This is a genomic window from Amycolatopsis sp. TNS106 (assembly GCF_019330265.1).
GTDB classification, from domain to species: Bacteria; Actinomycetota; Actinomycetes; order Mycobacteriales; family Pseudonocardiaceae; genus Amycolatopsis; species Amycolatopsis lurida.
Genome location: NZ_CP024972.1, coordinates 5,183,537 through 5,206,453 on the forward strand (window position 1 = coordinate 5,183,537; position 22,917 = coordinate 5,206,453).

Annotated in this window: 24 protein-coding genes and 1 other RNA gene; 12 read left to right on the forward strand and 13 right to left on the reverse strand. The window is 69.2% G+C overall.

Annotated features, from left to right (window positions below; genetic code table 11):
* Nucleotides 1-137 precede the first annotated feature (137 nt).
* A complete protein-coding gene (locus CVV72_RS23140) occupies nt 138-1,001 on the reverse strand; it encodes a hypothetical protein (RefSeq protein ID WP_219145783.1) in 864 nt (287 codons plus the stop codon).
* A 388-nt stretch (nt 1,002-1,389) separates the two neighbouring features.
* On the opposite strand from CVV72_RS23140, the gene CVV72_RS23145 reads away from it, so the two are divergent.
* From CVV72_RS23145 to CVV72_RS23160, 4 genes are read left to right on the forward strand one after another with little or no spacing between them, the layout of a single operon-like run.
* Nucleotides 1,390-1,893: a YbaB/EbfC family nucleoid-associated protein gene (locus CVV72_RS23145; protein ID WP_219145784.1), complete on the forward strand. Its 504-nt coding sequence runs from the start codon at nt 1,390-1,392 to the stop codon at nt 1,891-1,893.
* Between the two features lie 25 nt (nt 1,894-1,918).
* Nucleotides 1,919-2,260 (forward strand): hypothetical protein, encoded by a 342-nt coding sequence (locus tag CVV72_RS23150; RefSeq protein ID WP_219145785.1) that lies wholly within the window; start codon nt 1,919-1,921, stop codon nt 2,258-2,260.
* Nucleotides 2,257-3,399, forward strand: coding sequence for a hypothetical protein (locus CVV72_RS23155; RefSeq protein WP_219145786.1), 1,143 nt, complete (start codon nt 2,257-2,259; stop codon nt 3,397-3,399). Before CVV72_RS23150 ends, CVV72_RS23155 begins: the two co-directional genes overlap by 4 nt.
* 50 nt (nt 3,400-3,449) lie before the next feature.
* Nucleotides 3,450-4,094, forward strand: coding sequence for a hypothetical protein (locus tag CVV72_RS23160; RefSeq protein WP_219145787.1), 645 nt, complete (start codon nt 3,450-3,452; stop codon nt 4,092-4,094).
* Nucleotides 4,095-4,180: 86 nt separating this feature from the next.
* Here CVV72_RS23160 and rnpB read toward each other — a convergent pair.
* The 5 genes from rnpB to CVV72_RS23185 all read right to left on the reverse strand — a co-directional run bounded on the left by rnpB (nt 4,181) and on the right by CVV72_RS23185 (nt 7,775).
* Nucleotides 4,181-4,579, reverse strand: an RNA gene (gene rnpB / locus CVV72_RS23165) — RNase P RNA component class A.
* Between the two features lie 14 nt (nt 4,580-4,593).
* Nucleotides 4,594-5,118: a hypothetical protein gene (locus CVV72_RS23170; protein WP_255632229.1), complete on the reverse strand. Its 525-nt coding sequence runs from the start codon at nt 5,116-5,118 to the stop codon at nt 4,594-4,596.
* Nucleotides 5,039-6,322 (reverse strand): NAD(P)/FAD-dependent oxidoreductase, encoded by a 1,284-nt coding sequence (locus CVV72_RS23175; RefSeq protein WP_219145788.1) that lies wholly within the window; start codon nt 6,320-6,322, stop codon nt 5,039-5,041. The genes CVV72_RS23170 and CVV72_RS23175 overlap by 80 nt, the downstream gene beginning before the upstream one ends.
* Nucleotides 6,319-7,128 carry a ferredoxin gene (locus CVV72_RS23180; RefSeq protein WP_219145789.1) on the reverse strand — a complete coding sequence of 270 codons (810 nt, stop codon included), beginning with the start codon at nt 7,126-7,128 and terminating at the stop codon, nt 6,319-6,321. The genes CVV72_RS23175 and CVV72_RS23180 overlap by 4 nt, the downstream gene beginning before the upstream one ends.
* Nucleotides 7,125-7,775, reverse strand: coding sequence for a DUF4142 domain-containing protein (locus CVV72_RS23185; RefSeq protein WP_219145790.1), 651 nt, complete (start codon nt 7,773-7,775; stop codon nt 7,125-7,127). Before CVV72_RS23185 ends, CVV72_RS23180 begins: the two co-directional genes overlap by 4 nt.
* Before the next feature lie 246 nt (nt 7,776-8,021).
* Here CVV72_RS23185 and CVV72_RS23190 point away from each other — a divergent pair, with 246 nt between their 5' ends.
* From CVV72_RS23190 to sfnG, 4 genes are read left to right on the forward strand one after another with little or no spacing between them, the layout of a single operon-like run.
* Nucleotides 8,022-8,576 carry a sigma-70 family RNA polymerase sigma factor gene (locus CVV72_RS23190; protein WP_219145791.1) on the forward strand — a complete coding sequence of 185 codons (555 nt, stop codon included), beginning with the start codon at nt 8,022-8,024 and terminating at the stop codon, nt 8,574-8,576.
* A gap of 11 nt (nt 8,577-8,587) precedes the next feature.
* Entirely contained in the window at nt 8,588-8,956 is a 369-nt protein-coding gene (locus tag CVV72_RS23195) for a zf-HC2 domain-containing protein (protein WP_255632230.1), read from the forward strand.
* 31 nt (nt 8,957-8,987) lie between these two features.
* Nucleotides 8,988-11,822 carry an AAA family ATPase gene (locus CVV72_RS23200; protein ID WP_219145793.1) on the forward strand — a complete coding sequence of 945 codons (2,835 nt, stop codon included), beginning with the start codon at nt 8,988-8,990 and terminating at the stop codon, nt 11,820-11,822.
* A 33-nt stretch (nt 11,823-11,855) separates the two neighbouring features.
* Nucleotides 11,856-12,983, forward strand: coding sequence for a dimethylsulfone monooxygenase SfnG (gene sfnG / locus CVV72_RS23205; protein ID WP_219145794.1), 1,128 nt, complete (start codon nt 11,856-11,858; stop codon nt 12,981-12,983).
* A gap of 83 nt (nt 12,984-13,066) precedes the next feature.
* On the opposite strand, the gene CVV72_RS23210 is transcribed toward sfnG, so the two are convergent.
* From CVV72_RS23210 to CVV72_RS23225, 4 genes are all read right to left on the reverse strand, one after another.
* A complete protein-coding gene (locus CVV72_RS23210; protein WP_219145795.1) occupies nt 13,067-14,803 on the reverse strand; it encodes a hypothetical protein in 1,737 nt (578 codons plus the stop codon).
* Between the two features lie 112 nt (nt 14,804-14,915).
* Nucleotides 14,916-16,028: a bifunctional RNase H/acid phosphatase gene (locus tag CVV72_RS23215; RefSeq protein ID WP_219145796.1), complete on the reverse strand. Its 1,113-nt coding sequence runs from the start codon at nt 16,026-16,028 to the stop codon at nt 14,916-14,918.
* A complete protein-coding gene (locus CVV72_RS23220; RefSeq protein ID WP_034313141.1) occupies nt 16,025-16,762 on the reverse strand; it encodes a zinc ribbon domain-containing protein in 738 nt (245 codons plus the stop codon). Before CVV72_RS23220 ends, CVV72_RS23215 begins: the two co-directional genes overlap by 4 nt.
* Nucleotides 16,763-16,778: 16 nt before the next feature.
* Nucleotides 16,779-17,600: a Nif3-like dinuclear metal center hexameric protein gene (locus CVV72_RS23225; RefSeq protein WP_219145797.1), complete on the reverse strand. Its 822-nt coding sequence runs from the start codon at nt 17,598-17,600 to the stop codon at nt 16,779-16,781.
* A gap of 31 nt (nt 17,601-17,631) precedes the next feature.
* Here CVV72_RS23225 and CVV72_RS23230 point away from each other — a divergent pair, with 31 nt between their 5' ends.
* Entirely contained in the window at nt 17,632-18,189 is a 558-nt protein-coding gene (locus CVV72_RS23230; RefSeq protein WP_219145798.1) for a chorismate mutase, read from the forward strand.
* Between the two features lie 313 nt (nt 18,190-18,502).
* On the opposite strand, the gene CVV72_RS23235 is transcribed toward CVV72_RS23230, so the two are convergent.
* The gene (locus CVV72_RS23235) at nt 18,503-18,823 is read right to left on the reverse strand and encodes a hypothetical protein (protein ID WP_125680336.1); all 321 of its coding nucleotides are present in this window, start codon (nt 18,821-18,823) and stop codon (nt 18,503-18,505) included.
* A 130-nt stretch (nt 18,824-18,953) separates the two neighbouring features.
* Here CVV72_RS23235 and CVV72_RS23240 point away from each other — a divergent pair, with 130 nt between their 5' ends.
* The 3 genes from CVV72_RS23240 to CVV72_RS23250 are packed head-to-tail and all read left to right on the forward strand — an operon-like array spanning nt 18,954 to nt 20,935.
* Nucleotides 18,954-19,415, forward strand: coding sequence for a low molecular weight protein-tyrosine-phosphatase (locus tag CVV72_RS23240; protein WP_219145799.1), 462 nt, complete (start codon nt 18,954-18,956; stop codon nt 19,413-19,415).
* 23 nt (nt 19,416-19,438) lie between these two features.
* The gene (locus CVV72_RS23245; protein ID WP_219145800.1) at nt 19,439-20,260 is read left to right on the forward strand and encodes an SURF1 family protein; all 822 of its coding nucleotides are present in this window, start codon (nt 19,439-19,441) and stop codon (nt 20,258-20,260) included.
* Between the two features lie 54 nt (nt 20,261-20,314).
* Nucleotides 20,315-20,935 carry an FMN-binding negative transcriptional regulator gene (locus tag CVV72_RS23250; protein WP_219145801.1) on the forward strand — a complete coding sequence of 207 codons (621 nt, stop codon included), beginning with the start codon at nt 20,315-20,317 and terminating at the stop codon, nt 20,933-20,935.
* Nucleotides 20,936-21,141: 206 nt separating this feature from the next.
* On the opposite strand, the gene CVV72_RS23255 is transcribed toward CVV72_RS23250, so the two are convergent.
* Together CVV72_RS23255 and CVV72_RS23260 are read right to left on the reverse strand one after the other, a co-directional pair.
* Nucleotides 21,142-22,083: a CobD/CbiB family cobalamin biosynthesis protein gene (locus CVV72_RS23255; RefSeq protein WP_219145802.1), complete on the reverse strand. Its 942-nt coding sequence runs from the start codon at nt 22,081-22,083 to the stop codon at nt 21,142-21,144.
* Between the two features lie 53 nt (nt 22,084-22,136).
* Nucleotides 22,137-22,832, reverse strand: coding sequence for a FadR/GntR family transcriptional regulator (locus CVV72_RS23260; protein WP_219145803.1), 696 nt, complete (start codon nt 22,830-22,832; stop codon nt 22,137-22,139).
* Between the last annotated feature and the right edge of the window lie 85 nt (nt 22,833-22,917).

Consider the following 22,917-nt stretch of genomic DNA (forward strand, 5'->3'; position numbering starts at 1 on the left):
TGACTCGTTCGGTGGCTTCTCCCGAGTCCGCTGGGTGAACACGCATTCGACAAAAATCATGAGTGCCGATCAAGCGAAAGTCACACTTCCGTTACCCAAAGCGAAAACGGAGCGGCCATTTTCACTACATAGCGTGATTATCGGCCCGTAGAGAACACATTGGCGGGAAAAGCGCCCGCTTCGACGGCCTGACGGCTCAAAGGTCCGCACAGCTCGTGAAGCCGTTTCGTCTTCTCCTCGCCGAGGTGCTCCCAAGGCCCTGCCGACGCCGCGTTGGTGGCGACTTCGAGCCGTTCACGAAGATCGTTCCCGGCCTCGGTCAGGCCGCCCTCGCCGTCGAGGATGCCTTGCTCGCGAAGCTTCGCCGCCGCTTCGTCCCACTGCTGGTCGCTCCAGCCGCGGGACACCTTGGCCGCGTCGGGCAGGAAACCCTTGCCGGTGGCGGTGTGCGTGACGAGGGCGGCGAGCCCGTCGAGCCCGTTGACGACGAGCGCGGCGATGTGGGCGTCGCCGCGATGCTCGCGCAGGAGGGTGATGGCGTGCCAGAGGACGAGATGCGGCTCGCTCGGCCAGTCGAGACCCGCGTGCCCGGCGTACAGGGGACGGCCGTCGACCTGGCAGCCGCCGGTCGCCTCGCGGGCGAGCTCCGCCGCTTCGGCGACCCCTTCGGAACCGAGCGTCTCCTTGCCGAGCAGCCGGGTCAGTGTCGCGTCGACGGCCTCGAACCGGGCCTCGATGATCTTTTCGGGCGAGGCCAGCGTCCAGGCGCGCGGGATGTGGCGGGCGACGAGTTCGGGGTTGAAGTTGTAGAACGTCGCCGCGACCACGCCGGGCCCCACCGCGCCCATCGGCGCCGCGCGGCCCGCGAAGTACGTCATGCGCCCCGGCCGGAGACCCGCGCCGGTGAGCGCGGCTTCCGTCTCGGGGGCGAAGTAGGTAAGGGAATGCAGTACATCGAACGTTCCGCGGAACCGCCCCGTGACCCGACTCGCTTCACCCATGTGAGCACCCTACCGACAAGTAGCGACGGGCGCAGCGTCCGAAGGGGCGGCGGGAGCAAGGGACCTTTGCTACCACCTGGGCCGCTGACCTGCGAAAAGGGAGCAAGGGACCTTTGCTGCCACTTGGGGGTGTGTGGGAATAGGGACGTTGAGTGTCCCTATTCCCACACACCCGCCACTCCGCGTGGCGACCGTGTGGGTTTTGTTGCGTTGGGTGACCCGAAATCCACACAGTCACCCAGCCCTGGCCGCCATCGCGAAAGCCGCCCACCACGGCGCCGAAGGGAGCAAGGGACCTTTGCTACCGCCGGGAGACAAGGCGGAACCGAGCCCGCTCGGCTGCGTCATACTCCAGACGACGGATCACCACAGCGCACGGGGAGCGACGATGTCCGCCCAGATGGAACAACTGATCGCCCAGTTCGAGAACTTCCAGGCCAAGGTGCGCCAGGCCGAGGCGCGCTTCGCCGAGGTCGGCGACATGCAGGAGCGGATCGCGCGGGTCGAGACCACCGTGACCTCCCCGTCCGGCGAGGTCACGGTGGTCGCAGGGGCGGGCGGAACCGTCACCGATCTCCGGCTCAGCGCGGGCGCCATGCGCCTCGAAGCGGGCCACCTGTCCTCGGTGATCATGAGCACCCTGCAGAAGGCCGTCGCGGGCGCCGCCCAGCAGCAGGCCGGGATCGTGGACGACACGTTCGGTGAGGCGTTCGGCCTCAAGACGTCGGAACAGGTCCGCGAGGCACAGGCCGAGGCGTTCGGAACCGCCGAGGAAGAACCGGCGTCACAGCAGCAGCAGCAACCGCAGCAGCCATCCCGGCCGGCGCGCCGGCCCGCCCCGCGGGACGACGACGACTATTTCGACGACGGCTCCTTCCTCCGCCGCAGCTGACCGAACCGACCGAGGGACTCCCAAGATGTCAAAGGGAATCGAGACGAATATCGCGGCGATCGCCGCGTACGCCCAGCAGCTCCCCTATTACGAGCAGGAAGCGGAGAAGTTCGGCGCCAAGATCGACGCCGCCGACGTGACCGACGAGGCCTGGGGTGTCGTCGGGATCTGGGCCAAACAGGGCTACACCGACCGCCTCGGCGAACTCCGTTCCCTGATGAACGACATGAAGGACGGCGTCGACGGGTTCATCACCAAGCTGAACAAGGCCGCCGAGATGTACCGGGGCATCGAGGAAGCCGGAAAGGTCGAGTTCGGCAAACACGAGGCGACCATCGACCAGACGCTCGGAAAGCAGGGGTCATGACCGAGGAGAAGTCGAGCATCGCCGACGGGCTGAACGTCCAGGCGTACGACGAGAGCATGAGCGCGAACCTCGATCGCGCGATGGGACACGTGCCCGTGGCGGGCACGATCTACAAGTCGGGCAAGTCGATCGCCGGGCACGCCCAGCAGGCGGCCCAGGCGGACAACCCGGCCGAACTGGCGTCCGCGGGTGCCGCGCTGGTCGGAGACGGGGCGGCGTTCGTCGGCGCGGCCGCCGCGGACATGGTCACCTTCGCCATGGACCCGATCGGCTGGCTGGTCAGCCACGGCCTGAACATGCTGCTCGAGCTGGTCCAGCCGCTGCAGGACGCGTTGCACCAGGTCACCGGCGACGGCCCGGCCATCGGGCACGCATCGGAGAACTTCGTGACCCTCGCGAACGGTTTCGTCGCCCTCGCCGAGGACTTCGAGAAGACCGGTGACGCGGCGCTCGCCGAGTGGGTGGACGACGCGGGCAAGGCGGCGAAGGAAGCGCTGGGCGACTTCTCCTCCGGTATCCGCGGCATCGGGTCCGCCGCCGGATCGGTGGCCGAAGTGCTGCAGATGTGGTCGATGGTCATGGTGGTCATCGAGGAGTTGATCAAGGGCATCATCACCGAGCTGATCTCCTGGCTGATCACCATCTGGCTGCCCGCGCTGGCGGCGTCGGTGATCAGCTTCGGCAGTTCGGTCGCCGCCGCGATGACCGCGTCCATCGCCAAGGCCGCCAGCGTGCTGCAGAAGGTGACCAAGTATCTCGGCAAGTTCGGCAAGCTGCTCGACACCTTCATCGAGTACCTCGCGAAATACTCGACCAAGGTCGTGGAAGCGACGAGGAAGTTCCGGATCGGGACCTTCGCCGGTGAGTCGAAGTTCTCGCTGAACGTCCTGGAGAACACCGCCGGGGTCGCGCTGACCCCGAGCAACCGGGCGCTCACCACGATGTTCGGCACCGCGGTCGGCGCGCGCCCGCTGGTCTCCGGCGCGGCCGTCAAGGGCGGCATCGGAGCCGCGAAGGGCGCGTACACCGAGGGCAAGGAAGCCGTCACGCCGGAGGGGGAGAACGAGCCGTGGTTCGACAAGAGCGAGATCGGCGGGGACAAGAGTCCGGAGGAGACCCGGGGGAACCTCGACATCTGAGCGAATCCCGGAGGCGAGCGGCGGAGAAGATCTTCGCGCACCAGGAACGCATGGAGGACAAGGCGGAGAAGGCCCAGGTCCGTCCCGGTTACCGTGAACGGGTCGAGGAACTGATGGCGGGCCAGTGGCGCGAGCCGGTCCTGGTGCTGCGGCTGGGCGACACCGACCTGGGTTTCGACGTACCCGGCAGGCGTCAGGACGGCACGGTCAAGGGAAAGCGGCTCGTCCGGCGATTCTTCTGGAACGTGTTCCGCGGCATCGGCGGCGCGGTGGTCTACGTCTTCGCGCTGCTGAACGGCGCGGGCAGCGGCGGCGGCAAGGGGGGTCACCCGTTCCAGCGGGAGATCCGCGTGAAGGGCCCGGCGAACGCGCTGGCGCTCGACCTGACCGACCGGCTTCGCAAGGCGAGCGGTCCGTGGCTGGTGTGCTCGCCGTCGGCGATCGCGGTGGTGGACACCGGTTCGACCTACCGGGACCCTGCCGACGCGCCGCCGCCGGAGATCCTTTGGCAGGCCCGGAAACCGCAAGCGCCCGCGATCGACTTCCGCGAACGCGTCATCACCTGGCCGGACGGTTCGAGTTTCGCGTTCACCCTGCACGGCCGCACCGAGGACCGGCATCTGCGCGACCGTTTCGAGTTCCCGGACACCATCCACTGGACCGGACGGCGGGAAGACAGCGACGGCCGGAAGTAGCGAGGACCTCTTCAGGCTCCGGGGAGGGTGCCGGCTCGCACGGGGTCCCGCGTCGACCCGACACCTCGGCGGTCGAAGAAGTAGTACGGACGAGCCGGCGTGTAAGCCGGATCCTGTCCCCGCCCCGCCTCGCGGCGGCGCGGGTGGCGGCCATCCATCTAGGCCCGCCGTCGCCGACGGGCTCGAGCGGCCTACCCGCAGGCTCGGGCGGGCAGCCCTCGATCGCCTGCGCAGGAGCCTCGCGGCTCCCTCTTGACCTTGCTCCGGGTGGGGTTTACCTAGCCGTCCTGGTCACCCAGGACGCTGGTGGTCTCTTACACCACCGTTTCACCCTTACCTCCGCCCGCGAAGCGAACGGAGGCGGTCTGTTTTCTGTGGCACTGTCCCGCGGGTCGCCCCGGGTTGCCGTTAACAACCACCCTGCCCTGTGGAGTCCGGACTTTCCTCGAACCGGTTTCCCGGCTCGCGGCCGCCCCGCCGACTCGTCCGTCGGAGAATCCTACTGCACGGGTCCGGGCAGGCAGTTCGGGTTGCGCCGCCCGTCGGGTTGGACGACGAACCACACGTGGTCGGTGCCCTGTCCGGTCCATTCGCCGGGCCGCGCCGTGGCGGATTTGTACAGCGGCCAGCCCGCCAAGGTCACCTGTTCGGCGCCTTCGGGACGCTTGACGGTGTCGACGAGAGCCGGGTCGATGCCGGTCACCGACGGCGTGCCGCTGGTCGTGACGGGGGTCCAGACCGTGGCGCAGTCCCCAAGGCACGCCGAGCGGGCCTTGTGCGGATTGTCGCGTTCGTAGCGGAAGAGGACGGCGCCGGTCTCGTCGAGGACGGCCTGCCCCATCCGGGCCAGGTGGACGGCGGTGAGCCGCGTCCCGGCCGGAGTACTGGGCCTCGGGGTGGGGAGCGCTTCGGTGACCGGAGCCCGTGCCGTCCGCGACACCGGCTCAGCCGCCTGCCACCACATCGCGGCGCCCACGACGAGCACCGCGAGGACGACGAGCATGGTCAACCGCGATCGGCGCATCAGGCGTCTCCGTTTCTCCCGGGTGGCGGACGGGGTTCTGCGCGGCGATCTCGTTGGTCCAGTGGCGGACGGCGGACGGGCTGTCGAGGCCGACGACACCGACGAGACGCCCCTTGCGGACGAAACCGGTGACGGGCCGTTCGCCACCGACGGGTGAAGCGAGCGCGACGGTGTCGGTGCCCAGCTTCGGGATGCCGCCCGCCTGGAGCCGCATGCCGTGCTGTTCGGACCAGAACCGCGGCACCGGTGCGAACGGGCGCGAAGCCCGCGGGCCGTCGAGCAGGTTCTCCGCGGCCGCCCGGCCCATTTCGACGGCGTTGAGCCAGTGCTCGACCCGTCGCGGCGTCTCGTCGAAACGCAGGTTCGGCCACTGCGCGACGTCACCGGCGGCGACGATGTTGTTCATTCCCAGCACGTGACAGGTCGGCGAGCAGACGACACCGTCGTCGAGCGGCAGCTTCGCCCCGCGCAGCCACGAGATCGACGGCACGGTCCCGACGGCCACGACGACACACGAGACGTCCAGGATCCAGCCGTCGGACGAGCGCAGCCGCAGGCCGTTCGCCGTGGTCTGCCAGCCGTCGATGGACGCGCCCAGCGCCAGCCGTACCCCGCGCGACCGGTGCAGCGCCGAGAGCTTCTGGCCGACGTGCTTGCCCACGGCCTCGCCGAGCAGGTGCGCCGACCGGCCGATGATGGTGACCTCCCGGCCGATCTCGCGCAGGCTCGCGGCGACCTCGCAGCCGATGAACCCGCTCCCCAGCACCGCGATGGGCCCGTGGTCGGCGGCGAGGTTGTCGCGCAGTTCCGCGGCGTCCGTCAGTGTCCTGACGACGACCACCCGCGGATGTCCGTGCGGCACACCGGAAAGGCGCCGCGGTTCGACGCCGCTGGCGATGACGAGCCCGTCGTAGGGCAGTTCCTCCGCCCCGGGCAGGTGGACGATCTGGCGGCCGGGCTGCAGATGGGTCGCCGGCGTGTTGAACCGCCATTCGGCGTCGATCTCGTCGGGCCGGGCGAGCAGCATTTCCGCCGGATGGGTGGCGCCGGTCAGCAGTTGCTTGGACAGCGCGGGCCGGTGATACGGCAGCTCCGGCTCGTTGCCGACGATCACCAGTTCGCCGTCGAACCGCAGTTCCCGCAACCGTTCCGCGCACCGCAGCCCGGCCAGCCCGCCGCCGACCACGACGATCCGTTCGCTCATCGTCCAGCCCCCTGCAATCGGATCGCGCGCATCGGGCACGCTCTGGCCGCGGCCTGTGCCAGCGGTACCTGTTTGGCGCCGGGTTTCCGGAGATAGCGCAGCTGGCCGTCTCCCTGCAGCTGGAAGACCTGCGGCGCTTCGGCCTGGCAGATGGCGTAGCGGTGACATTTCTTGTCGTCGACGGAGATCCGGACCGGTTCGGCACGGCCGGCTCCGCCGTCGAGCAGCCCCAGCCGGACCAGCGCCCCCGGCGGGAGCACCCGGAGCACGGTGAGCACGACGGCCGGGGTGAGCACGGTGATCCCGCCGAGCCAGACCGTCGCGACGTTCCCGTTCGCGGCCGCGCCGAGCCAGGAGTGGATCACCAGCAGGCCGACCGCGAGGTAGCCGGCCTGGTGGAACCGCTGCCCTCGGCGATCGGTCACGCCACGGCGCACCGCGGCGGTGATCGAGACGGCGATGAACAGTTCCAGCCCGGCGACACCCGCCGCGTGCCGCGCGAACCCGCCGCCCGCGAACGGGATCAGCAGCGCGAGCACACCGAACGAGCCGTCGTCGAGGAACAGATAGGACAGTCCGTGGACGGCACCGGTGGCGAGGCTGAACGTCGCGAACACGACGTGACCCCCGCGCAACGCGTCGTGACCGGTGGCGCGCCTGATCCAGCCGGTCGCGCTCAACACGCCCCACACCAGCGTCAGGCACATCGTCACGTAGGCGAACCGGGCGGAAAGCGCGGCGATGTCCCGCACCCCGCTGTCGTGCGGTGACGGGGCCGGGAGCACCGCCAGGAGTGCGGCCGTCATGCTCGCCTGCCCTGCGCGCCGAGAACCCGGACGAGCCCGAAGGTCGCTCCACCGGCGATCCCCACCATGAGCATGCCGAGCGCGAGGTCGCCGCCGTCGAGTTCGTTGCCGCCCGCCGGAACGACCATCAGCGAGGTGGTCTCGGCGATACCGGTGCTTTCGAGCAGGGTCATATGCCGCATGACGGTGTCGACGGCGGCCTGGGCGAACGATCGCATCTCGTCGTCGCGGGTGGCGGCCCGGACGTGGGAAGCGAGGCCGAAGAGGCTCCCGTGCGCGGCGCGGGCGCGATTGACGTAGAGCCGGTCGAAGTCGGCACCGGTGGCGCCGGTGATCTCGTCGGCCCAGGAGCGCTGTTCTTCGGTGGGCTCGCCGGGCAGTTCGATTCGGGCTTTCGAAGCGAGGGTGCGCGCCTGTGCGTCGAGACGGTCGTGGTCGTCGGCGAGTTCGCGGCCGACCTCGCGGACCCGCCGCGCGCTCGCGCGATGTTCCGCCTGACGGCTCACCGGGCCTTCCCACAAACCGGCTTGGCGTACTCGCACGAGGAGCTCCCGATCAGGGGAGTCGATTTCCGCGAAGGCGCCGGTCGGCGTACCGACCCATATCACCATGCAGCCGATCACCACTCCAAGAAGCCGATAGATCATTTCACCCGTCCCCGTCCTCGAAGTGCCTCACTGGGAGTACGGCGAACCGGAGCGGCCGGTTCGATCTCTGCTATCGCAGCCAGTGTGATGTGCATCACACTACATATTTAGAACCGTTTCCCGTCGGCTTACGTACCGGACGACTAATGGTAAATAGAGCACTACTGCACATGGCCCACGGCGAAAGTCTGCGCTACGGTGTACGAACCTGTGAAATCCTCCACCGCTGGGGAGGTTGCGAACTCTATGGAAGCAGTGGGCAGAGAATGCGGGCTCGGCGGCGACCCTCGGCCGAGCGAGCTTTCCGACGAACTGATTTCGTTGCTGTACAAGGATTTCCGGGAAACCCTGTTCAGTCAGGTGATGTACCTGACCGGCCATGATCAACAATGGGCGGAGGACGTCGTCCAGGAAACACTGATTCGCGCCTGGCAGCATTCCGACACGTTGAACCGTGAGCCGGGAATGCTGCGCGGCTGGCTGCTCACGGTCGCCAAGCGGATCGTGATCGACGGCTGGCGAAACCGGCGTGCGCGCCCACAGGAGGTGGAACTGGACAGTTCCGAAAACGCCGAAATAGCGGATCGGACCGAGCAGTCACTGTCCGCACTCGTCATTTCCGAAGCGCTACGCTATCTGGACGGCAAATATCAGGCCGTCATCTACGAGACGTATCTGACCGGGCATACGGTCCGCGAGGCGGCGGTGATATTGGGAATCCCGGAGGGAACGGTCAAATCACGGCTGTACGCGGCCATGCGGACATTGCGACGGTCGTTAGGAGAGCTGGGTTCGCGATGAGGAAGCGAAAGGTGAAACACACCGATGTGGCGGCGTACGTACTCGGTGTGCTCGACCAGGCCGAGGCTCTCGCCTTCGAAACGCATTTGAAGGGCTGCCTGCGCTGTGGCCGCCAGGTCGCGGAATTCGCTTCGGTGGAAGACGCGCTCGCGAAAGCCGACCTGCGCTACCTGTCCCCCGGCGCTTCACCGCGGTGCGGGCGGCTGTCGCTGATCGCGGCCAACCTCGTGGTGGTCTTCCTGGCGTGCGTCGTCGCGGCCTTGATGTCGTCACAACGGTCGTCCCGCCGGCTTCGGCGGCTCTCGTCCGATGCGGGCATCTCGACCCCTGCTCCCCTCGATGACCAGCGATTACTCCCGATACCGCTCACGTTCGAGTAGTCTGCCGCAACCCGACACGAAGGTCTCTACGGTGCATACCGAAGTAAATCCCGAGAGCCCCTTCGGCGGGCCTTCGGTACCGAAGCGCCGCGCCGCCGGGCTACTGGGCCGCGACAGCGAACTCGACACGATCACGGGGCTGTTCCGGGCCGCCCTGGCCGGCCGGGCCGTCAGCGCGGTGGTGGCCGGAGAGTTCGGCATGGGCAAGTCGGCGGTGCTCACCGCGGCCGGTGAGCTCGCGGAAGCGGCCGGGTTCACCGTCGCGATCGCCACCGCGTCCCGGCTGGAGACGCATCTGAGCGGTGGTGTCGGCCGTCAGCTGATCGAGGGGCTCACCCACGCCCCCGCCGTCCCCGGATCACCGCGACCGCGCACACCGCATGAGACTGAACTCCTGCCGGACCATCCTCCCCGGACCGAACGCGAACAGACCGAGGCACTCGACGCCTTCTTCCACGCCGTCCGGCACGCCGCCGGCCAGGGGCCGGTCTTCCTCGGCATCGACAACATCCACCTCGCCGACCCGTGGTCGATGCGCTGTCTCGCCTACATCCGCCATCGTGTCGAGCACCTGCCGGTGCTGGTCGTGCTGACCTCGCTGATCGGCCATCTGCAGACCGGCGAGGTCGCGCTGCTGGAGATGTCCGGCTGCACCCCGGCGACGATCCTGTTGCGCGGGCTCGGCACCCGGCACGTCGCCGAGTTCCTTCGGGTCCCGCCCGGGCGGTTCGCCGAGGAATGCCGCGAGGTCACCGGCGGCAACCCGTTCCTGCTCGGCGCGCTGGCCCGCCGCTTGGTCCCGGGGATGGATCTGGACACCGCGGGTTCGGCGATGATCGGCGAGGTGCTGCGGGTCCGCATGCACGAGTACACCGCCGCGCCGAAGATGCTCGAAGCCGTCGCGATCCTCGGCGAGGACGCGAGCTTCGACCTGCTGGCCCAGCTCGCCGGGGTCGACGAGAGCACCGCGCTGGAAGCCATCGACACGATGGTGCGCGTGCATCTGCTGACCAACAGCCATCGGCCGGCGCTGACCTACCGGTTCGTCCGCAACTCGGTGCTCGCCGACATGCCGCTCACCACCAGGGCGGTCACCCAGGCTCGGGCGGCACGGCTCCTGCACGACGCGGGCGCCGCGCCGGAGCGGGTCGGCGCGCATCTCCTGGAGGCGACCGCGATCAGGATCCCTTGGGCGGTCGACGTCCTGCGGCTGGCCGCACGGCATTCCGTGGTCGAGGGCGACCCGGAGCAATCCGTCCGGTTCCTGTCGCGCGCGCTGGAGGAACGGCTCAGCGAACGCAAGCGGATGGCGATCCTGCTTCAGCTCGCGCACGCGGAGTTCCACTGCGACCCGGATTCGGCGCCGGCCAGGGTTCGCGAGGCCATCGACCACATCGACGACCGGGAAACCGCGGCCTTCGTCGCGACGGCCATGATCCTTTCCCTGTGCTGCGGCCCGGACGCGCGGCTGGCGATCAACTCCGCGGGCCAGTTCGCCGCGCGGCTCGACGCGGGCGGGCCCGACGCCGTCTGGCCGCTGCTGTGCATGACCTATCTCGCCGAGGCGGGCAGCAGGCTCGGGCCGCCGCCGGACTTCCGCGACTTCGAGCGGCAATGGGCGCCGCTGAACGATCCCGCCGCGCAGCAGAGCCGGTCGGGGTTGCTCGCGCTCGACACGGTGCGCAGCGGGGAGTCCTCGGCGAACGCCGTCCGGTATTTCGGGGAGGCGTTGTCCGGCGAGCAGCCCGAACTGTTCGAACAGCCCTACTTCTTCACGCTCGCGACGGCCGCACTCGCCGACGAGCCCGCGCTCACCGACAAGCTCTGCCAAGTACTCGACACGAAACGCCTGCCCTGGGACTTCCATGTGCCGAAGGGGGCCCTGGCCACCCTCGCCCGCGGGATCGCCCTGCAAGCCGGCGGCGATCTGGTGCGGGCGAGCGTCCACTACGAATCGCTGGTGCGGCAGTTCGACGAACGCGGCGTCACCAGCCGGTGCCCGATCGCGGTGCTGTGCGCGGCGAGGCTGATCGAGGTCTCGGTCGACCTCGGCCGCCACGACGTCGCGACCGCGCTGCTGGGCAAAATCGATTTCGCGGCCACCCAAGGACTTTTCCCGCACAATTACCTGCTCTACGCCCGCGGCAGGCTCCGCGCGGCCACCGGTGAACCCGAACTCGGCTACGAAGACCTGCGCGGTTGCGGCCGCCGTCTCGAACACCACGGCATGCGCTTCCCCGGTTTCGCCCCGTGGCGCGCGCACGCCGCCCGCACCGCGCTGGCGCTCGGACGCACCGACGCGGCGGCCCGGCTGGCCGAGGAGGATCTCGACGCCGCCGGGCGCTGGGGAGCACCGAGGATCCTCGGTGGCGCGCTGACCACCGCCGGTCTCGTCCGCGACGACGGCTTCGGCGAGGAGGCCGAACGCCTGCTCACCAAGGCCGTCGACGTCCTCGGCGGATCGACCGCGAAACTGGCGCTGGCCGAGGCACTGACCGAACTCGGCGTGTTCCAGGCCCGGCGCGGGCAGACCGAGAAGGCGATCGGCACGCTGCGGATCGCCGCGCAGTCGAGCAAGCACTGCGGGGCGCGCCCGCTCGCGCGGCGGGCCGCCGAGGCGCTGCGGGACGCGCGCACGAGCCTCACGACGGCGAAGGACAACGAACACGGCCTCACCAAACAGGAATACCGCGTCGCGCTGATGGCGTCACAAGGTCTCACCAACCGGGAGATCGCCGAGGCGCTGCACCTGACCCGCCGCACCGTCGAACTCCATTTGTCCGGCGCCTACCGGAAACTGGGGATCACCGGCCGCACCGAATTGAGTTCCGCGCTCGGCCGGTCCCAGCGCGTGGACACCGATTGACGATTTCCGGGGTCGGCGGGTTCACTCCGCGGCATGCCGGGAATCGAATCCGAACCACTCAAATTCGCCTATTGGGTCCCCAATGTGAGCGGCGGTCTGGTCACCAGCGACATCGAGCAGCGCACCGACTGGGGTTACGAGTACAACCGGGAACTCGCCGTCCTCGCGGAGAACAGCGGGTTCGAATACGCGCTGAGCCAGGTCCGCTACACGGCCAGCTACGGCGCCGCCTACCAGCACGAATCGACCGGATTCAGCCTCGCGCTGCTGCTCGCGACGCAACGGTTGAAGGTGATCGCGGCGATCCATCCCGGTCTGTGGCATCCCGGGGTGCTCGCGAAGTTCATCGCCAGCGCGGACGTGATCTCCGGCGGCCGCGCGGCGGTGAACGTGGTCAGCGGCTGGTTCAAGGACGAATTCACGAACCTCGGTGAACCGTGGCTGGAACACGACGAACGGTACCGTCGTTCGGAGGAGTTCATTCGCGTGCTGAAGGAACTCTGGACCAGTGATCACGCCGAATTCACCGGCGATTTCTACCGGATCCACGATTTCGACATCAAGCCCAAACCGGTCGGACGGCCGCATCCGGAGATCTTCCAGGGCGGCAACTCCACCGCGGCACGGAAGCTCGCGGGCCGGGTCTCCGACTGGTACTTCAGCAACGGCAAGGACTTCGACGGGTTCAGCGAGCAGGTCGCGGAGGTCCGCGGCTACGCGGCGGAGAACGACCACGCCGTCCGCTTCGGGCTCAACGGTTTCGTGATCGCGCGGGAGACCGAGAGCGAGGCGAAGGCCGTGCTGCGCGAGATCGTCGAGAAGGCGAACACCGAGGCCGTCGAGGGCTTCCGCAACGCCGTCAAACAGGCGGGAAGCTCCACTTCGGACAAGAAGGGGATGTGGGCCGACTCGGAGTTCAAGGATCTGGTGCAGTACAACGACGGCTTCCGCACCGGGCTGATCGGCACGCCGGAGCAGATCGCGGACCGGGCCATCGAGTACAAGAAGCGCGGGGCGAACCTGCTGCTGCTTGGCTTCCTGCACTACCTGGAGGACGTCGAGTACTTCGGGAAGCACGTGCTTCCGGTGATCCGGGCGAAGGAGGCGGACCTGGAACGCGGTGCCGGCACCCCCGAACCCCTCGTCGCTTCCGCCCCTTGACCCCCGCCCCTATGCAATTCGGCACCTGGTTGCGATCGTTGCACGTGCAACGATCGCAACCAGGTGCCGAATTGCGTGGGGGTTTACGGCAGGTAGACGGTCTGGCCCGGGTGCATGGTCGGGCCGCAGTCCTTGAGCGGGCCGCCGAAGCGCGCCTTCTCGACGTCCGGCATGGTCTTCGCGGCGTAGTCCTGGACGGCCTTCAGCTTCTCCGGGCTGGTGATCGCGTCCTTGCGCACGAAGTCCCCGTTCCGCGGGCCGCTGCCCGGGTACACGAAGATCGGCTCGTAATCGCGGTCGATCCGGGGATCGACGGTGATGCCGTTGCCCGCGGCCCACGGGCCCCACGAGTGAATGAAGGTCGGCTTGACCTTTTCGAACACGTAGTCGCGCAGCCCCGGCAGGTCGCCGTTCTTGAGGAAGTCCGCGACGTCCGCCTCGACCAGCCCGGCCATGTCGACCAGGTGCAGGCGGCTGGTCATCGACGAGCCGCCGAGGTCGGGCAGCAGCAGCGACGCCTGCTGGAGACCGAGGATGTCGGCCATGGTGTTGAAGCCGCGGCCGAAGCGGTCGGCGATGAGGCACGCGGGCACGGTCGGGACCTCTTGGAACTTCTTCGACGCCGACGCGAAGCCCATCCCGGACGGGATCGCGGCCGCGACCAGCACGAGCACCACGACGGTCCGCAGCACGGCCCGCGAGCGGCGCAGCAGTTCACCGGCGGCCAGCGTTCCCGCCAGCACGGCGAGGATCCAGATCGGGGTCGCGAACCGGTGCTGGCCCATCCAGTCCGGGACCATCACGCCGTACGCGATGATGCCCAGCGCCAGCGGTACCAGCAGCGCGATCAGCGCGCGCCGCCATTCCGCCCGGACGAGCGCGTAACCGATGGTCAGCGCCAGCAGGATCGTCCCGGCGATACCGGCGTAGCCGACCAGCTCGAACGGCTGCTTCAGCGCCGAAAGCCCGGGCAGGCCCTGCCCCTTCGCGATGGACGGGTTCGCCAGCAGCCTGCCGAACTCCGCGATCCGCCAGGCGAGATACGCCCCGAACGGGATCGCGAACGCGACCACCGACACCACGATCAGCTTGACGCTCTGCCCCAGGAGCGGCTTCCGCAGCTGGAACAGGACGACGAGCGGGTACGCGCCGCCGTAGATCAGGCCTTCGGGGCGGGTCAGCGCGGCGAACGCGACCAGCACCCCGGACCAGACGGCGACCTTCGCGGTGAGCACGGTGTCCTTGCGCACGGCCACGAACAACAGGGCGGCGAGCCAGGCGACGGCCATGCCGAACAGGGAGTTCTCCAGACCGGAGATCGTCCAGATGACGAACGACGGGATCGCGGCCAGCGTCAGCCCGACGACCAGCGTCGCCAGCCAGGCGAAGCGCGCGAAGATCTGCTTCGCCATGACGTGGCACGCGGCCAGCGTCCCGGCGGTGAACAGGAGCCCCAGCAGCTTCGGGAACAGGACGTAGTCGGGAACGCCGAACAGCATGCCGCTGTCGAAGACGCCGACGAGTTTGCCGAGCACCAGCGCCACCAGCCACGTCGAGTTCGACCAGCCCTCGACCGACGGCTGCCCCTGCTGCAGCACCGGCCCGAGCCCGTCGGCGAAGCTGCGCGCGTAGGAGAAGGTGATGGCCGCGTCGTCGACGATCCAGTGGCCGTAGAGGGTGGCGTGCCAGGCGACGGCCGCGACCCCGGCGAGCACCGCCAGGTACGGCGCGACACGGGCGGCCAGGCCACGACGGGCCGGCGTCTCCGCCGGGCCGGGCACGTCTTGTTCGGAAGCTTCGCTCAGTGCGCTCGCCGTCATGTCCCCGTCTTTGCCTTTTCGCTCACGTGCCGTCGCCGGAACTGTAGCCAATACCCCATCGACCGCCCGCGACACGTCATATCCAGGCGTGATCCGCGCCACATCTTCCCGGCTATGACAGATGCGAGATGTCGTTCACCAGCCGCACCGACGCGTTGCCGTCCGGATAGAACTCGACGATCGACAGCGAGGCCAGGTCCAGGTGCAGACGGAACAACAGCGACGGCCCGGCGTCCAGGCCCATCCGCAGCAGCGCCTTGATCGGCGTGACATGGCTGACCAGCACGAGTGTGCGGCCGCCGTACTTCGCGATCAGTTCGTCGCGGGCCTTGCGGACGCGGCGGTGGACACCGTCGAAGCTTTCGCCGCCCGGCGCCGCGATCGAGGTGTCGGAAAGCCAGCTGGTCTGGAATCCGGGGTCGCGCTCCATCGCCTCGGTGAAGGTGAGGCCTTCCCAGTCGCCGAAATCGGTCTCGATCAGCCCAGGGTGGGTCTCGACCCGGCCGCCGAGCGCGTCCGCGATCGCCTGCGCGGTCTGCTGGGTGCGGATCAGCGGTGAGGCGATGATCGGCGCGGCCTCGCCGTCGACGATCAGGCCCTCCATCGCACTGAGGCGTTTCGCGGCGGCGGCCGCCTGCTGTTTGCCGTGCTCGGTGAGGGGCACGTCGCCGCGGCCGGAGTAGCGTTTCTCGACCGACATCGCCGTCTGGCCGTGCCGCACGAGGAGCAGCTTCGTCGGTGTCCCGGTCGCGCCGGTCCAGCCGACCGGGCTGACCCTGTCCTGCTTCACGGTCTTCGGAGCTTCTGGTTTCTTCGCGGCCCCGGCGTCCATCGCCTCGTTCGCGAGCCCGTCCGCATGGGAGTTCTCCGCACGCGGGATCCACTCGTAGCGCACTCGCGAGAACCGCGCCGCCAGCTCCTTGGCCTCGGCGTTCAGCGGCTGCATCGACGGGTGCTTGACCTTCCAGCGCCCGGACATCTGCTCCACCACGAGCTTCGAGTCCATCCGGACGTCCACTGTGGACGCGCCGAGCTCGGCGGCCGCGGCGAGCCCGGCGATCAGGCCGGAGTACTCGGCGACGTTGTTGGTCGCGATGCCGACGTACGCCTTGCGCTCGGCGAGCACCTCGCCGGTGGCCGCGTCCTTGACGACCGCGCCGTAGCCGGCGGGCCCGGGGTTGCCCCGCGAACCGCCGTCGGCTTCGACGAGCACGTGCTCGGTCACAGGCCGGACTCCAGCGTGCGCACCAGGATGGCGCCGCAGTTCTCGCACTGGATGACGTTGTCCTCGGGGGCCGCCTTGATCTCGGCGATCTCGCGGCGGTCGATGTCGAGCTGGCAGGCGCCGCAGCGGCGGGCCCGCAGCAGCGCCGCGCCGATGCCCTTCTGCGCCCGGACCCGCTCGTAGAGCTTCATCAGGTCTTCCGGGAACCGCGGCAGGAGCTTGGCGCGGTCTTCGTCGCGGCGCGCCTTCGTGGTGTCGAGATCGGTGAAGTGCTCGTCGCGCCGGCGGACGGCTTCGGCGACCTCGTTCTCGGCCTTCGCGACCTCGGCACTGGTGCGCTGGGCGTCGAGTTCGAGCGCCTCGCGGCGCTCCATCAGTTCGAGCAGGTCGTCCTCGAGGGCGGACTGGCGCCGGTTGAGGCTGTTCAGCTCGTGCTCGATGTCGGTCATCTGCTTCGCCGCGACGGAACCGGATTCGAGGAGCTTGCGGTCGCGGTCGCCGCGGGCGCGCACCGACTCGATCTCCTTCTCCTGGCGCGCGATCTCGCGGTCGAGGTCGGACGCCGCGGTCTGGACCGAGACCAGCGCGTCACGTCGTTCGCGCACCGTCTTCTCGCCCGCGTCGATCTCGGCGATCTCCGGCAGGGTGCGGCGGCGGTGGGCGGTACGCGAGAGTTCCGCGTCCACCTTCGCGAGTTCGAGCAGCTGGCGCTGGACGGCGGGGTCGGCCTTCACGGTGCTCCTTGGATTGTCAGTGCTCGGTTCGGGTGGCCCGTAGCGTCCACGGGTCGGTGCACCTCGTGGAGACGTGAACGTCGACGTTACCCGCAAACGCGGCGCGGACGACGGCCGAGGCTTGCTCGCACCACGGCCATTCGCTCGCCCAGTGCGTGACGCCGACCAGGGCGGGGACTTCGGTGATCTCGGCGAGATGCTCGCCGGCGGGATGATGCCGGAGATCGGCGGTGACGTACGCGTCGACACCGGCGGCGGTGGCCCGTTTGAGATAGCTGTCGCCGGAACCGCCGGAGACGGCGACACGGCGGATCAGGCGGGCCGGGTCGCCGGCGCCGTAGACGCCTGGTTCGGTACGCGGCAAGGCGTTCGCGACGCGTTCGACGAAGGCGGAAAACGGTTCGGGCACGGGCAGTTCCCCGATGCGCCCGATACCGGTGACGCCGTCTTCGCGGGGGTCGAGCGGGCCGAGGACGGTCAGGCCGATGGCGTCGGCGAGCGCGTCGGAAACGCCGGGCGACGCGGAATCGGCGTTGGTGTGCGCGCAGTAGAGCGCGACGCCCGCACGGATCAGGCGGTGCACGAGGCGCCCCTTGGTGCTGTCGGCCGGGACGCCGTGGACGCCACGCAACAGCAGCGGATGATGCGCGACGATCAGCCGCGCGCCGCCGTCGATCGCCTCGTCGACGGTCTCCTCGACCGGGTCGACGCAGAACAGGACCTTGTCCACGTTCTCGGCCGGGTCGCCGCAGACGAGCCCGACGGCGTCCCACGATTCGGCGAGTTCGGGCGGGTACGCCTGCTCCAAGGCGGCGATGACTTCGGCTAGCGCGGGCACCCGGGGATTTTCGCATGTAGCGTTTCCGGGCATGCGACTTCGGGTGCTCTGTGCCGCTTCGCTGCTTCTCCTGGTGCTCCCGGCGCCGCCCGCGTCAGCGTCTTCGGGGCTCTGGCAGCTGACCGACCTGGCCGCGCAGCGCGTGCAGATCGCCGACAAGGTCGCGGCCGCGAAGTTCGGCACGCCGTCGCCGATCGACGACCCGGTACGGGAACAGCAGATCCTCGACTCGGTGGCCGCGAAGGCGCCTGGTCTCGGCCTCGACGCGGCCGGTGTGGTGCGGTTCTTCCGCGACCAGATCGAGGCGAACAAGGTCGTGCAACGCGGCCTGTACGCGCGGTGGACCGAGCACCCCGCCACGCGGCCGCCCGGACGGCCCGATCTGGGGACCGAGGTGCGGCCGGTGATCGACCGGCTCAACGCGGGCCTGCTCTCCGAACTGGCGGAGACGCGGGACGCGCGGGCGCGGCGGTCGTGCGACGTGCGGCTCGCGGTCACGGTGCGGCTGACCGACGCGCGGCGCGAGCTGGACCGGCTGCACTCGGGCGCGCTCGCGGAGTCCGTGCGGTCTGCCTGCGTGCGGCGCTGACCAGCGGAAAGAGAGCAAGGGACCTTTGCTACCGCGGAGGGGGAGACGTTGAGTGCCCCTATCTCCGCGCACCTCCTACTGCGGGTAGTGACCGTGTGGATTTCGGTGCGTTGGGTGACCCGAAATCCACACAGTGCCCGCCGGAGGGGAGCAAGGGACCTTTGCTACCACTTCTCGGCCGCGGCCCGTGTCGCGAAAGCCACTTTCAGGACGTCAGATGTCCCGAAAGTGGCTTTCGCGACATCCCCGGGTCGATCACCCAGGACGCTGACCTGCGGAAAGAGAGCAAGGGACCTTTGCTACCGCTCCCGGCTCAGTCCAGCGCCTTCGCGTCCTTGTTGATCGCCCAGCGGCCGGCCGCGCGCACCACGCGGCCCGTCCACAGCATCGCCCGGTAGGCCTTCGTCGCCTGATCGGGCACGTCGGGCCGGACGACCTCGTACGGCGCGACGGACGCGCTCGACCGGAGGTGCAACGGCATCCTGGTCATCGCCTCTTTCGGCGATCTCGCCTGGACGAAGTGGTGCTCCGACAGGATCCGCCCGACCTCGTAGGGGTGCGGAAGCTTGACGGTGATGCGATACCAGCGAAGCCCGGTTGCCGGGGATTCGACGCTGGGTGTTGGTGCGCTCATAAGCGACCTTCCTGCGTGTTTCTCTCCAGGAGGTCTACTCCCGCTTCGTCCCGGCTTTCCACCTTCGCGCGCCCGGTAGCCGTTCGGAGCCGGTGAGCGGTCGATCTCCGGCGGCCATCACACTGATCAGGTGCTGCACATCGTCTTCGTCTGTTCCGGCAACATCTGCCGCTCCCCGATGGCCGAGCTCGTCTTCCGTGCGAAGGCCGAGGAGGCGGGACTCGATCACCTCGTTCAGGTGTCCAGTGCCGGAACCGGCGGCTGGCACGTCGGCGAGGCCGCCGACAAGCGGGCCCGCGCGAAGCTGGCCGAACACGGTTACCCGACCGGTCACGTCGCGGCCGAGGTCGACCGCGGGCATCTGGCCGCCGACCTGCTGCTCGCGGCGGACGAGAGTCACCTGTCGTTCCTTCGGCGCAAGGTGCCGGACCCGGCGAAGGTCCGGCTGCTGCGCGAGTTCGATCCGTCCGCGCCCGAAGGCGCCGAGGTCCCGGACCCGTACTACGGCGAGGACGACGGTTTCGAGGACGTCCTCGGCATGATCGAGCGAGCCGTTCCCGGCCTGCTCGACTGGGTGCGCGCACACGCCTGAGGCCGACCGCTTACCGTGGTGGGGTGCGGTTGAAGTTCCTGCTGAAGCCCGGGTGGCTGGCGTTGACGTTGGTGGTGTTCACCTTCGCCATCACTTGCTTCACCCTGCTGGCGCCGTGGCAGTTCTCCCGCAACACCGAACGCGAGCACCAGAACGCGGCGTTGCGGGAGTCGTTCTCGGGGCAGCCGCGGTCGCTGGACCAGCTGCTTCCCCACGGAGCCGCCCCTGATCAGCGCACCGAATGGCACCTCGTCGCGATGAAGGGGACGTACCTGCCCGAGGGTGAGGTCATTGCCCGGCTGCGCTCCGTACAGGGCGAAGCGGCCTTCGAAGTCCTGACACCGTTCCGGACCGTCGAGGGCACGGTCGTACTGGTGGACCGCGGGTACGTCCGGCTCGACGACAAGTCGCGCGCGCTCCCCTTCGACCCGCCTCCCGCCGGAACGGTCGACATCGTCACGCGGGCCCGTCACGACGAGAAGGACGGGAAGAACCGCGACGCCTTCGCCGACGAGTCGACCGGCGGGAAGCTGCAGAGCTACGTCGTCGATTCCCAGGTCGTCGCGCGCGCCGCGAAGCTGGACATCCGTCCGGGCTACTTCCAGCTCGACGTGGACCAGCCCGGCGTGCTGGGCGCGCTGCCGCTGCCGCAGACCGACGCCGGCCCGTTCTTCTCCTACGCGCTCCAGTGGATCGCGTTCGGGGCGATGGCGCTGATGGGCTGGCTGTACTTCACCGTCCGCGAGCTGAAGCCGGGCGGCGCGCTGGCCACGGAGCGGCCACAGCGCCGCAAGAGTGTCGCCGAGATGCTGGCCGAGGACGAACGCTCCGAAGTGGCCACCTGATCTGATGCGAAAATGGCCCTTTTATAGGTCCATTCCGCGTGCTCCCCTTCGATCATGCTGATTCACCCGTGGGACGCCGCCCACGACGACGCCGAATGGCAGGCCTGGCTCTCCGAACACGACTTCGGCCAGCTGATCGCCGGGGGTGCGGGCCGTGACCTGCCGATCGTCAACCCCGTGCACTTCGTCTACGACGGCGACCGAACGGTCCTGCTGCACCTCGCGCGCCCCAACCCGGTCTGGCCGATGCTGGAGGAACACCCTCGCGCGCTGCTGTCGGTGATCGACGACCACACCTACATCCGCTCCGGCTGGAACACCCCGGCCGACCCGCCGCACGGCGTCCCGACGTCGTATTACGCGTCCGTCCAGCTCGAATGCGACGTCCGGCTGATCGACGACGCCGCGGAGAAGGCCACGCTGCTCGACCGACAGCTCGCGCACTTCGAACCCGGTTCGGCCCGGTTGGGGGTGAGCGCCACCGAGGCGCCGGACAAGCGGGTCTTACCCGGCATCCGCGGTGTCGAGCTGACCGTCACCGGGGTGCGGGCGAAGTTCAAGTTCGGCGGGAACAAGCAGCCCGTCGACCGGGCACGGATCGACGCGGAGCTCGCGCGGCGAGACGGTCCGATGGACGCACGGGCGCGGGCGCAGCTGGCGCGGCGGGAGCGGTAGCAAAGGTCCCTTGCTCTCTTTCCGCAGGTCACACGGCCGCAACGCGGAGTGAGGGGTGTGTGGAAATAGGGACACTCAACGTCTCTATTTCCACACACCCCCGCCCGCCTGGAACGCGGTAGCAAAGGTCCCCCGCTCCCTTTCCGCAGGTCAGCGCGCCACGTGGTAGCAAAGGTCCCTTGCTCCCCCGCCGCCGAAACCGCAGCTCAGCGCCGTCGTCGCCGAAGCCCGACGAGACCCGCAAGCACCACCGAGCTGAGCGCGCCCAGCCAGCCGACCACTCGCGAGAGTTCCACAGCCCGCGTCACGTGCCCGGCGTCCGGATTGCGGCCGATGCCGAGCACCGGCAGTTCCTCGACCCCGTGCGGATACACCGTCCGCCCGCCGACCCGGATCTCGAGTGCCCCGGCGAACGCGGCCTCGACTCGGCCCGCGTTCGGGCTCGGGTGCGCGGTGGTGTCCCGTCGCCAAGCCCGCCAAGCGCCGCCCGCCGAGCCGCCGACGACGGGTGCCGCGAGCACGGTCAGCCCGGCGGCTACTCGCGTGGGCACGAGATGGACGATTTCGTCCAGCCGGGTGACGAGCCATCGGTACCGCTCGGGGCGCCCGCGCCCGATGCCGCGCAGCAGGCTGATCGCGCGCGAGCCGAGCAGGCCGGGGACACCGGCCAGTGCTCCCCACACCAGCGGGGCGATGACGACGTCGGCGGTGTTCTCGGCGAGTGTCTCCACCGAAGCGCGCGAGAGGCCGATGACGCCGAGGTCGTCGGCGACGCGGGGGTCCAGTGTGGACAGTGTGCCGCGCGCGGTCTCGAGTTCGCCTTCTTCGAGGTCCCGGGCCAGCGATGTGCCGTGCGCGGCCAGGCCGGCGGCGCCGAGGACGGCCCAGGTGGTCACCGCGGTCGTGGTCGCCTGCAGGACGGGACTGCGCCGTCCGGCGCGTTCGGCGAGCACGCCCGCCAGTACGGCGGAGCCCGCGAGGCCACCGGTCCACAGGACGCCGGCCACCGGATGCCTCGGCCGGACCTTCGCGTCCACCGCCGAAGCCGCCTTGGCGAACGCCGTCGCCGGACGCCGGGACCGAGGGTCTCCGATCACCCCGTCCGCGGCCACCCCCAACACCAAGCCGATCGCGCGAGCCGCGCTCACCATCGCCCCCTGCAGCCAGTATCCCTCGAAGACCTGCAGAGGTTACTCGAAGATCATCCGTCCAGAAGGACGGCCATCTCGTCACGCGCCTGGATGACGATGTCCCGCATCGCGCGTTCGGCCCGGTCAGGGTCACCGGCGTCGACGGCCGCGGCGACCTCGACGTGCAGGGCGACGGCCTCGGGTTGCGGCTCCTCCGGCATCAGCCCGTGCCCGGTGCGCCCGGCGAGCACCGCGGCGACGACCGCCGAAAGTTGCGCGAACATCGGGTTCCGCGACGCGGACAGCAGCAGATCGTGGAAGGCGACGTCGTGCCCCAGGAAGGTTTCGAGGTCCCGTTGGTGCGCCGTCTCCTCAAGCCTCTTCGCCAGGGCCCGGAGCCGGCCGCCTTCTTCCGGTGTCGCCCGCAGCGCGGCGTACCGGGCGGCGCACGGTTCCACGCCGGAGCGCAGTTCGGTGAGGGTTCGCAGCGCGGTCTTCCGCTCGGATCCGTCGAGTTGCCAGCGGAGCAGCCTCGGGTCGTAATGGTTCCAGTCACGCGGCTCGCGCACGATCATCCCGACCCGGCGCTTGCTGCTGGTCAGGCACATCGTTTCGAGGACGCGTACCACCTCACGCGCGACCGTGCGGGACGCGCCGAACCGCTCTTGGAGCTCCTCCGAGCGCAGGACGGAACCCGGCGGGAGCTCACCGTTCGCGATCGCGGAACCGAGCGCGTCGAGTACTTCGGCATGCCTGTCGTTGCCCACCAGGCGACTGTAACGTTCTGACTCGATTAAGTAGTACTTGATGTTGCTTAAGTAGTACTTTTGAGCTGTACTCGTCCCGGCTACA

What these genes read in the sequence shown, in the direction of transcription:
- CVV72_RS23175 (WP_219145788.1), bottom strand. Translation starts at nt 6,322, where the DNA reads ATGAGCGAACGGATCGTCGTGGTCGGCGGCGGGCTGGCCGGGCTGCGG.
- CVV72_RS23155 (WP_219145786.1), top strand. Translation starts at nt 2,257, where the DNA reads ATGACCGAGGAGAAGTCGAGCATCGCCGACGGGCTGAACGTCCAGGCG.
- CVV72_RS23210 (WP_219145795.1), bottom strand. Translation starts at nt 14,803, where the DNA reads ATGACGGCGAGCGCACTGAGCGAAGCTTCCGAACAAGACGTGCCCGGC.
- CVV72_RS23160 (WP_219145787.1), top strand. Translation starts at nt 3,450, where the DNA reads ATGGAGGACAAGGCGGAGAAGGCCCAGGTCCGTCCCGGTTACCGTGAA.
- CVV72_RS23235 (WP_125680336.1), bottom strand. Translation starts at nt 18,823, where the DNA reads ATGAGCGCACCAACACCCAGCGTCGAATCCCCGGCAACCGGGCTTCGC.
- CVV72_RS23170 (WP_255632229.1), bottom strand. Translation starts at nt 5,118, where the DNA reads ATGCGCCGATCGCGGTTGACCATGCTCGTCGTCCTCGCGGTGCTCGTC.
- CVV72_RS23230 (WP_219145798.1), top strand. Translation starts at nt 17,632, where the DNA reads ATGCGACTTCGGGTGCTCTGTGCCGCTTCGCTGCTTCTCCTGGTGCTC.
- sfnG (WP_219145794.1), top strand. Translation starts at nt 11,856, where the DNA reads ATGCCGGGAATCGAATCCGAACCACTCAAATTCGCCTATTGGGTCCCC.
- CVV72_RS23150 (WP_219145785.1), top strand. Translation starts at nt 1,919, where the DNA reads ATGTCAAAGGGAATCGAGACGAATATCGCGGCGATCGCCGCGTACGCC.
- CVV72_RS23140 (WP_219145783.1), bottom strand. Translation starts at nt 1,001, where the DNA reads ATGGGTGAAGCGAGTCGGGTCACGGGGCGGTTCCGCGGAACGTTCGAT.
- CVV72_RS23185 (WP_219145790.1), bottom strand. Translation starts at nt 7,775, where the DNA reads ATGATCTATCGGCTTCTTGGAGTGGTGATCGGCTGCATGGTGATATGG.
- CVV72_RS23180 (WP_219145789.1), bottom strand. Translation starts at nt 7,128, where the DNA reads ATGACGGCCGCACTCCTGGCGGTGCTCCCGGCCCCGTCACCGCACGAC.
- CVV72_RS23145 (WP_219145784.1), top strand. Translation starts at nt 1,390, where the DNA reads ATGTCCGCCCAGATGGAACAACTGATCGCCCAGTTCGAGAACTTCCAG.
- CVV72_RS23190 (WP_219145791.1), top strand. Translation starts at nt 8,022, where the DNA reads ATGGAAGCAGTGGGCAGAGAATGCGGGCTCGGCGGCGACCCTCGGCCG.
- CVV72_RS23250 (WP_219145801.1), top strand. Translation starts at nt 20,315, where the DNA reads ATGCTGATTCACCCGTGGGACGCCGCCCACGACGACGCCGAATGGCAG.